The following is a 9,007-nucleotide window of genomic DNA, read 5'->3' on the forward strand; positions in this document are numbered from 1 at the left end:
CGGATACTTATACCTTCCTCATACGATCGTTCCGGCGGTCGATTCGCACGGAAGCGACACGTAGATGGGCCGCGAGGACGAATCACCGGCAATGAGTGTACGGTCGGCTCTCGGTCGCCGAGCCGGTATCGGTCTCGCCGTCTCGCTGATGGTCCTCGCGACCGGCAGCGGTGTCGTCGCCGCAAGCAACGTCGCAGCTGGCCTCACCGGAGGTGGGTCCGACGTCAGCGTCCCGACGTGGCTCTATCTCGCGACGGGCGGCGGTACCGTCGGGGCGTCCGCCCTGTTGACGATGCTCGTCACCGACCGCGACGTGATCGGCAGCTACCACGACCGCACCCTCGAGGCGTCCGTCGACCGACTCCTGTCTGCGGGCACGTTATTGCTGGGCGTGGTCGGCGTCCTCGGGTTCGGAGTGATCGTCGTGGCCGGTATCGCCGGACCGAACATCGGGCTGGTCAGTGCGACCGTCCTGGTGACGTTCGTCGGCGGGCGCGCGCTGTTGACGATCGTCACCTACGCGGTCGGGAACCCGTGGCCGGCGCTCAACCCCTGGCGACGGATCGCCGAGGCGCTGCCAACCATCGACGAGCCCTACCCGGATGCGTACCGCTCCTGGCCGGCCGTCGTGGCACTGTTGGTTTTCGTCTGGCTCGAGATCGTCGCACCCCTGACGTCGTCGCCACGGGCGTTGCTGCTCGTCTTACTCATGTATTCGGTGGGGACGATCTCGAGTGCGGTCGTGTTCTCGCCGGCGACATGGTTTCGTCGCGGTGACCCACTCTCGTTGTGGTTTCGGCTCTACGGGGCCGTCGCGCCGATCCAGCGGACCGACGACGGCTTCGAACTCCGGTATCCGGGTTCCCGGTTGAGCGAGGCCGACCTCGTCGTCGACGGCTCGCTCGTAGCCTTCGTGCTCGCGTTGGTCTGGGAACTGACCTTCAGCGGATTCATCGTTACGCCGGTCGGCGTCCGGACGATCGAGACGCTCGTCGGAATCGGCCTCCCGCCGGCGCTCGTCTATCTGGGGCTGCTCGTCGTCGGGTTCGCCCTGTTCTGGAAGATCTACTGGCTCGCCATCGATCGAACCCGCGAGCAAGCCGAGACGTACCTCTCTCGAGAGTACCTCGGGCTCAGACTCGCCGCACCGCTGCTGGCGATCGCAGCCGGCTATCACTTCGCACACTACGTCGGGTTCGGGCTCTCGCTGTGGCCGTCGCTGCTCGATGCCGTCGCGATGCCGCTGAATCCGCCGCCGAACCCGACCCGGTATGCCTTGCCGGGCTGGTTCGGCTACGTCGAAATCGCCGGCATCCTGCTGGGCCACGTCCTGGCAGTCTGGGTCGCACACACCGTCTCCTTCGAGCTGTTTCCCGGCAAACTCCAGGCGATCAGGAGTCAGTACCCGTTGATCGTCGTGATGGTCTTCTTTACCATGGTGAGCCTGTATCTCGTCTCACAGGGAACGATGAGTCCGCCCTACGTTCCGAGTTAACGACGAACCGCCAACCACTTGCTCGCGCCGCCACAACGATCGATCGAATGGCGACCGATCGCGCGCTCGAGCGAGAGTACGAGGTGCCCACGGACGAAGCCCCCGGCGCGACCTGCCCGTACTGTGGCCGGCCGTTCCGTTCCGAGCGGTACGCCACGTTTCACGTCGGCGTCGACCACGCCGAGGAGTGTACCGACGGCGAACGCGAGGCCTTCGACGACGAACGCGACGACGAGGAGTACGAACTGTTCACCTTCCACTTCAAGGCGGCCATCTCCGTCTTTCTGGTGTACTTCCTGTTTACGTTCATTTACGCGCTGGTCTGGGCGGGCTGAGTACGCGATCCGCGTACACTGATCGCGTTCCGTGTCGATCGAACTCGCTCCCGTCGTCCCGGGGTGGCCGCCGTCTTCGTCGACAATCTCCCGATCCAGAATTTCTTTATTCCGTGCTGTCTCAGTGACACCATCATGGCACCTCGCCGCCCCAGTCCGGTATCCCTCCCCGTTTTCGCAGTCGTCGTCTGTCTGCTACTCGCGTCCGTGTTCGCGCCGGTCGTGCTCGGTCTCAGTGACGGTTCCGTCCTAGAAACCGAATCCGCGGACGACGCCATCGTCGTCGACGATGCCCTCCCCACGAACGGAACGACCGTCGAGGCCGTCGTTCGACTCGAGGAGGCGACGGTTCCCGAGGGCATCGGCGAGGCCGCGGCCGAACGACGGCTCGAGACCCACGCCGAGTCGACGCAGGAGTCGCTCCTCGAGCACGTCAGGGAGACTGACAGGCTGTCCGTCGAGGAGACGTTCTGGCTGACGAACGCCGTTCTCGTCGAGGTCGACACCGGGGCCGTCGACTACGAGACGTTCGAGCAGTTCGGCGCGGTCGAAGCCGTCCACGAGAACTTCGAGGTGTCGATCCCGGAACCCCCGCGGCGAGCGAACACGACGGGCTCGGTCGGATCGTCAGGGTCGACAGTGGGCGAACGGAACACGACGGCCGGCGTCGCACAGGTAAACGCACCGGCCGTCTGGGAAGAGTACGACACGCGCGGCGAGGGCGTCCGCGTAGCGGTTCTCGATACCGGGGTCGACGTCTCCCATCCCGACATCGACCTCGCGACCGACGACCCGTCGGACCCGACCTATCCCGGCGGGTGGGCGGAGTTCGATGCGAGCGGCCAGCGGGTCCCCAGGTCGACGCCACACGATACGGGAACGCACGGGACACACGTCAGCGGAACGGTCGCCGGCGGGGCGACGAGCGGCACTGCGATCGGCGTCGCCCCCGAGGCCGAGTTGCTCCACGGACTCGTCATGAGCGAGACCAGCGGCTCGTTCGCGCAGGTCGTTGCGGGGATGGAATGGGCCCTGCGGTCGGACGCCGACGTAATCAATCTCAGCCTCGGGGCGACCGGGGCGCATCCGGCACTGATCGATCCAGTGCGAAACGCACGCCACAGCGGAGCGGTCGTCGTCGGGGCGGTCGGTAACGAAGGAGCGGGAACTTCTGACTCTCCCGGCAACGTCTACGAGACGATCAGCGTCGGCGCAGTCGACGGGGTCGGGACAGTCCCCCCGTTTTCCGGCGGTCAACGGCTCAACCGGACCGACTGGAACGGGTCGCCGGCCGACTGGGATGCCCCATCGTCGTACGTCGTCCCCGACGTCGTCGCACCCGGCGTGGCGGTCACGAGCGCCGGTCCCGACGGCGGCTATGCGACCATCCCGGGGACGTCGATGGCGACGCCACACGTCTCAGGGACGGCTGCCCTCCTGTTGTCGGCCGAACCCGACGCCACGCCCGACGAAATCGAAACGGCGCTTACCGAGACGGCTCGAGTCCCCGAGAACCGTGTCACGGAGCGCGATGTCACGACTGACGACGGTGACGGGCGGCTAGACACCCGGTATGGACACGGTATCGTCGACGCCAGCGCCGCCGCGGACGCGCTCGTTGCTGTGCGGGGCTCGATGGATCCGACCACGGTGCGATCGAGCGATGTCGACACGACCGACGATCCCAACTCGACGTGGCCTCCCGTTTTTGCCGCGGGTATTGCCCTCGTCGGGGTTACTTTGACGCTCGCCCTACTGGCCCGGCACCGATTCGGCGAGCGGTGACTCGTTCGATTCGATTCGAGCCGTCACCCTGGGCGCGGAACGACCGTCCCCAGGCGAGTCTGGGAGAGCCAAACCGAACTGCTATCTGTCGTGACAGCGGGCCGGCCCTGACGCTGGATCGGACGTCGACGGTACGGGTTGCACACTTCTGTTACCGCAGTTGGCAGACTGTGAGCGGGCCCGTGGGCCGAGGAATCCCGTTCGAGCAGCGCATCTCGGCGGTTCTGTCGCGTTCGATCTCGAGCGTCGTTTCGTCCTCATCGACGAGAAGGGGTACCGGAATCCCGCCGCTCATAGCGGACAGGACGGTATCATCTCGCCTGGTTTTCCCGTCGAACCACGTACTCGAGTCGAGAGATGAACCGGAAAACAGCGGATCGAAACCCGTGTAGCGGCGGGCCGCTACATCAGGTAGAACAGTGGGAACAGGAAGACCCACACGATGTCGACGAAGTGCCAGTAGAGACCGAAGTACTCCACCGGCATGTGATCCTCGAGATAGGCGTCGATCGAGACGACTCGGTAGATCATGAACAGCGCAACCAGGAGGCCGAGGATGACGTGCAGCGCGTGCAGTCCCGTGGTCACGAAGTACAGCGAGTATTCGATCCCGCTGAACCAGTAGTGACCGTCCGAGAACTTGCTGCTGTACTCGAAGGCCTTGACGCTCATGAACACGAGTCCGAGCAGGACCGTCGCGCTCAACATGCCGAGTAGCCCCTTCTTGTTTCCACGTTCGGCCATCACGTGTGCGAGGATGACCGTGAAACTCGAGGTCAGCAACACGTACGTGTTGAACAGTCCGGCATTGGTGATCGTATCGAGATGCCAGCTCCCCCAGCCCATGTGGATACGCATGAAGACGTACGCCCCGATGGCGGCACCGAAGACGACGACGTCCGAGGCCAGGAAGATCCAGACGCCCAGCTTCTCGTTGCTGATGCCGCCAAAGGGCCAGCGTTCGGCGACGGCCATCTCGGGTGCGGTGAACTGCTCGCGACCGAACTGGAACAGCGTGACCGCGAGCATCCCCAATCCGAGTGCAATGAGGATCGGGTAGATGATGTTCTGTGCGGGTGCCGAATCGAGCGTGACGAAGTTGCCGACGCCGCTGTGAATGTGTGACTCGACGAACGAGAAGACGTACGGCGTGACGCCGCTAAGTCCGAGGAAGAAGGTAAACGTCGCGAGGCCGATGCCAACCGGCCAGATGCTGGCGTGGTCGGCGTGTTCTTCCTCGTGACTCGCGGCCGCCGTGGCGGTCGCTTCCTGTGCGACACCGCCGTCGGTCGCGGTCGCGGCGTCGTCGACGAACTCGAGGCGGCCGCTGGCGTAGCTGGGCCGGTCGGGCCAGTTCTCGAGGGGCGGTGGCGAGGGGATCGCCCACTCGGCGGTCCGCGAGTACGTCCACGGGTTGTCGGGGGCGTCGGGGCCCGAGACCAGACTCTTCCCGAGCGTGAAGAACATGATCAGGAAGGAGGCGCCGAAGACGAACGCGCCGACGGTTGCCAGCTGGTGATAGATCTGGGCACCCTCGGCGTAGTGGAAGACGCGCCGTGGCGTCTCCCAGGCCATGAACATCGGGAAGTACAGCAGGTTGAAGCCGACGAAGTAGACCGCGAAGTTGAGCTTGCCGAGTCGCTCGGAGTACATCTTGCCGGTGAGTTTCGGCCACCAGTAGTAGATGCCACCGACTAGTGCGGTGACTCCCGAGACCATCACGTAGTGGAAGTGAGCGACGACCCAGTACGTTCCGCGGAACTCGTAGTCGAGGACGACGGCCCCGAGGAAGACGCCGGTGATGCCTCCCAGGATGAACAACACGAGCGCGCCAAGCGAGAACAGGAACGGCGTGGTAAAGCGGACGCGCCCTTTGACCATCGTATAGATCAGCGCGAAGACCATCAGGTCGAAGGGCAGCGAGATACCGATCGTCGTCGCCATAAAGAGCGTCTTGATCGGGAGGTTGATCGTCGACAGGAACATGTGGTGCATCCAGACGAGGAACGACTGGACCGCAACGAGGACCATCGCGATGATGACCCACTTGCGGCCGACGAGCCGTCGGCCGGTGAACGTCTGGAACGTCTCGAACATGATTCCCAAGGCAGGGAAGAAGACGATGTACACCTCCGGATGGCCGAAGAACCAGAAGATATGTGCCCACAGTAGACTCGATCCCTGATCGGTCGCGAAGTACTGCGTGAGGAACAGCCGATCGACCGAGAGTAACAGCACGGCTGCCAGCAGCGCCGCGAACGCGAACAGCATCATCCAGGCGGTCAGCAGCCACGACCAGGAGAACATCGGCATGTTCCACAGACCGAGCCCCTCGGCACGGGATCGGTGCATCGTGGTCAGGAAGTTGACCGTCCCCATCGTGATGGAGATACAGAACAGAACTAAGGCGAGAACCATCGAGTTCCCGCCGGTCATCGCCTGCATCGCCGGCGTATACGTCGGCACGTTCAGCGGGGCATACATCGTCCAGCCGCCGGAGAACGAGCCACCCTGGAAGAACGAGATCCCCATCAAGATGCCCGAGAACAGGTAGAACCAGTAACTCAGTGCGTTCAGACGGGGGAACGCGAGGTCCTTTGCGCCGATCTGGAGCGGGACGAAGTAGTTCGCGAACCCGCTGGCGATCGGTGACAGGAACCAGAAGACCATGATGAGCCCGTGGCCGGAAACGGACTGGTAGAACTGATCGTTGGTGAGCAGCCCCGTCCCGCCGGCTTTCCACAGGTGAGCGCGGAACAGCAGTGCGAGGGTCCCTCCGAAAAGCAGGAAGAACAGCGACGTCGCGATGTAGAGGATGCCGACGTCCTTGTGGTTAGTCGTGACCAGCCACCGTTTGAGCGACCGCATCGGTGGAAGATCACTCATCAGTTCTCACCTCCGCCGTTCGTTTCGTTTGCATTGGTCTCGGATTCCGTTGCGTCTAACTCGAGCGTGTAGGTCTCGCTGACCGGACCGGTCATGTCGATCTGCTCCTCGATCGGTTCGAACTGCCCGTCCGTCGGCTCGATCGACACGTTGTACTGGCCACCTTGCTCGATATCCGTGATCTCGATCGATCCGTTATCGAACTGGTCTGCCGTGTAGCTCTCCTCGAAGTCACTCTCTTGGTGCTCGAGGGTCAGTACGTAGCCGTCCGTAACGGGGGACTCGTTTTGGTCCTCCATCGTGAACGACATCGTCAGTTGATCGTCCATCCACTGGTCGTACTTTTCGGGCTCCATGACCTCGAGCGTGCCGACCATCGAGGTATGGTACTCGCCACAGAGCTCGAAGCACTCGATCTCGTACTGGCCGGGTTCCTCGGCCTCGAACCACGTTTCGTCGTACTCGCCCGGAATCGCGTCGGCTTTTACCCGTTGTTCGGATATGCCGAACGCGTGCCAGACGTCGCCTGACGTCACCTGTATCCAGATCCGTTCGTCGGCGGGGACCCGAAGGGTTCCCGTCGATTCGATCCCGTTCTCGTACTCGAAGAACCAGGCGAAGCTCTCGCCGGTGACTTCGACGTTGAGCGCTTCTGCTTGCTCGTCCGTGCCGTCGGCTGGGTCCTCGACGTACAGGAGCATCGCGTACGTCCAGATCACCAGCGAGATGACGATTACGGCGCTGATGCCGAACGAGAGAAACAGTTTCTTGCCGCCCTTTCCACCTGTCGGTAACTCCCCGACGGAGGGCAGATCTTCGTCGTCGTCGGCCTCACCGGTATCACGGTACTTGTACGCGTTGTACAAGGTGTACGCGATCACGATGACGCCGACGAGCGCGCCAAGTCCTAAGAAGACCAGGAAGATCTGCTCGAACACGTCGACACGTGTCCCCTGCATCGGGGTCGTCAGTAGGTTGCTGATTGTGTTCACCTCTTTTGAACTCCGGTTATATGTCGGATGATGCTTGCTGGGTGCACTTATCTATTTGGAAACCGCCCGACTGATGCTGTCTGTCGGGTGACTGGTATGGCAGGTATCGTCTCGCGTTCCATACCGAATGGGGTGTATCGGTCCGGTGCATCACTGTTGCGTTGGGCCCGATACCCTTTTTTCTGTCGCTGTTTGGACCCCGGTCGTGTCCGCCCCCGAACGCATTATATATAGTGTGCCGAACCAGTTCGTCTCGAGCCGAACCCGACACGAACGCGCGGTCTGCTGTCAGGTGGATGCGGCCGGAACCGGTCACCTGCCGAGCAGCGATGGAGAGTGACCGGCATAAGCGCCGACAGCCGACGAGCCACACGAGCTGGTGCGCGTTATATCCCAACGGCCCAGACGCGGACCGACGGCGGCAGATCGTACACCTCGAGGAAGACGTCGTCGACGAACTGGGCGATCCGGTTTGGATCCGCTTTGGCGCTGATCCGGACGTTGACGCCCTCGGCTTCCTCGGGTCGATTTAGGTCGTCGATCTTGAACGCAGGGAACTCATCGAGAACGCCCTTCAATACGTCCAACTCAGCATCAGTACAGTCGAGATTGATCGTGCCGTCACTGAACTGGACCCACGGGGTCCCCAGTTCGGCAGCCGATGCAGCGGCCGATTCGCCTTCGGAGTCACGGCCGACAGCCGTCTCGTCGTCGGCCTCGAGCGTGAGAAATCCACTCCCACGCTCGCGGTGGGCGGTAATGGCATCGACGTACAGTTTCCGACGGTCGGCGGGCTCGGCTGCGTCGAATCGAGTCATGGTGATATCGACGGGGCCAATTCTTTAAGCCTTTACGTGCCGCCCCTGAACGGTGGCGTATGGCTCAGCCACGAATCCTGATCCTGGGCGCGCCTGGGGCAGGCAAGGGGACCCAGAGCGCAAAGATCACCGAGGAGTTTGACGTCGATCACATCACGACGGGGGACGCGCTCCGAGCGAACAAGGAGATGGACATCTCGGATATGGACACCGAGTACGACACGCCGGTCGAGTACATGGACCGGGGCGAACTCGTCCCGGACGCGGTCGTCAACGCGATCGTCGACGAGGCGCTCTCGCAGGCTGATGGCTTCGTCCTCGACGGCTACCCGCGGAACTTAGAACAGGCCGAAGAGCTCGAGGACATGACCGTCCTCGACGTCGTACTCTACCTCGAGGTCGGCGAGGAGGAACTCATCCACCGGCTGACGGGGCGGCGGATGGACCCGGAAACCGGCGACATCTACCACGTCGAATACAATCCCCCCGAAGATCCCGAAGTCGAGGAGCGACTCGTTCAGCGGGACGACGACACCGAAGAGACGGTCACGGAGCGGCTGTCGGTCTTCCACGAGAACACCGAACCGGTTATCGAGTACTACGAGGAACAGGGAGCTCTCGAGCGAGTCAACGGTGAGCAGGCGCCCGACGAGGTCTGGGAGGACGTGCGGGCGACGATCGAAGACGCGGCGTAAA

At 63.0% G+C, this 9,007-nt stretch carries 7 protein-coding genes; 4 read left to right on the forward strand and 3 right to left on the reverse strand.

Going from position 1 to position 9,007, the window contains the following annotated elements:
• Positions 1–91: 91 nt before the first annotated feature.
• From CP557_RS01880 to CP557_RS01890, 3 genes are all read left to right on the forward strand, one after another.
• The gene (locus CP557_RS01880; protein ID WP_097381490.1) at positions 92–1,495 is read left to right on the forward strand and encodes a hypothetical protein; all 1,404 of its coding nucleotides are present in this window, start codon (positions 92–94) and stop codon (positions 1,493–1,495) included.
• A 47-nt stretch (positions 1,496–1,542) separates the two neighbouring features.
• On the forward strand, positions 1,543–1,830 hold the full coding sequence (locus CP557_RS01885; RefSeq protein WP_097378342.1) for a DUF7410 domain-containing protein: 288 nt from the start codon (positions 1,543–1,545) through the stop codon (positions 1,828–1,830).
• A 135-nt stretch (positions 1,831–1,965) separates the two neighbouring features.
• Positions 1,966–3,615 (forward strand): S8 family serine peptidase, encoded by a 1,650-nt coding sequence (locus CP557_RS01890; RefSeq protein ID WP_097381491.1) that lies wholly within the window; start codon positions 1,966–1,968, stop codon positions 3,613–3,615.
• Positions 3,616–4,017: 402 nt separating this feature from the next.
• On the opposite strand, the gene CP557_RS01895 is transcribed toward CP557_RS01890, so the two are convergent.
• From CP557_RS01895 to CP557_RS01905, 3 genes are all read right to left on the reverse strand, one after another.
• The gene (locus CP557_RS01895) at positions 4,018–6,501 is read right to left on the reverse strand and encodes a cbb3-type cytochrome c oxidase subunit I (protein WP_097378343.1); all 2,484 of its coding nucleotides are present in this window, start codon (positions 6,499–6,501) and stop codon (positions 4,018–4,020) included.
• Positions 6,501–7,460, reverse strand: coding sequence for a cytochrome c oxidase subunit II (gene coxB, locus CP557_RS01900; protein ID WP_211290229.1), 960 nt, complete (start codon positions 7,458–7,460; stop codon positions 6,501–6,503). The genes CP557_RS01895 and coxB overlap by 1 nt, the downstream gene beginning before the upstream one ends.
• A gap of 419 nt (positions 7,461–7,879) precedes the next feature.
• Entirely contained in the window at positions 7,880–8,311 is a 432-nt protein-coding gene (locus CP557_RS01905) for a hypothetical protein (protein ID WP_097378345.1), read from the reverse strand.
• 59 nt (positions 8,312–8,370) lie between these two features.
• Here CP557_RS01905 and CP557_RS01910 point away from each other — a divergent pair, with 59 nt between their 5' ends.
• Positions 8,371–9,006, forward strand: coding sequence for an adenylate kinase (locus tag CP557_RS01910; RefSeq protein WP_097378346.1), 636 nt, complete (start codon positions 8,371–8,373; stop codon positions 9,004–9,006).
• The last annotated feature ends 1 nt before the right edge of the window (position 9,007 follow it).

Source organism: Natrinema ejinorense, assembly GCF_002494345.1.
Lineage (GTDB): Archaea > Halobacteriota > Halobacteria > Halobacteriales > Natrialbaceae > Natrinema > Natrinema longum.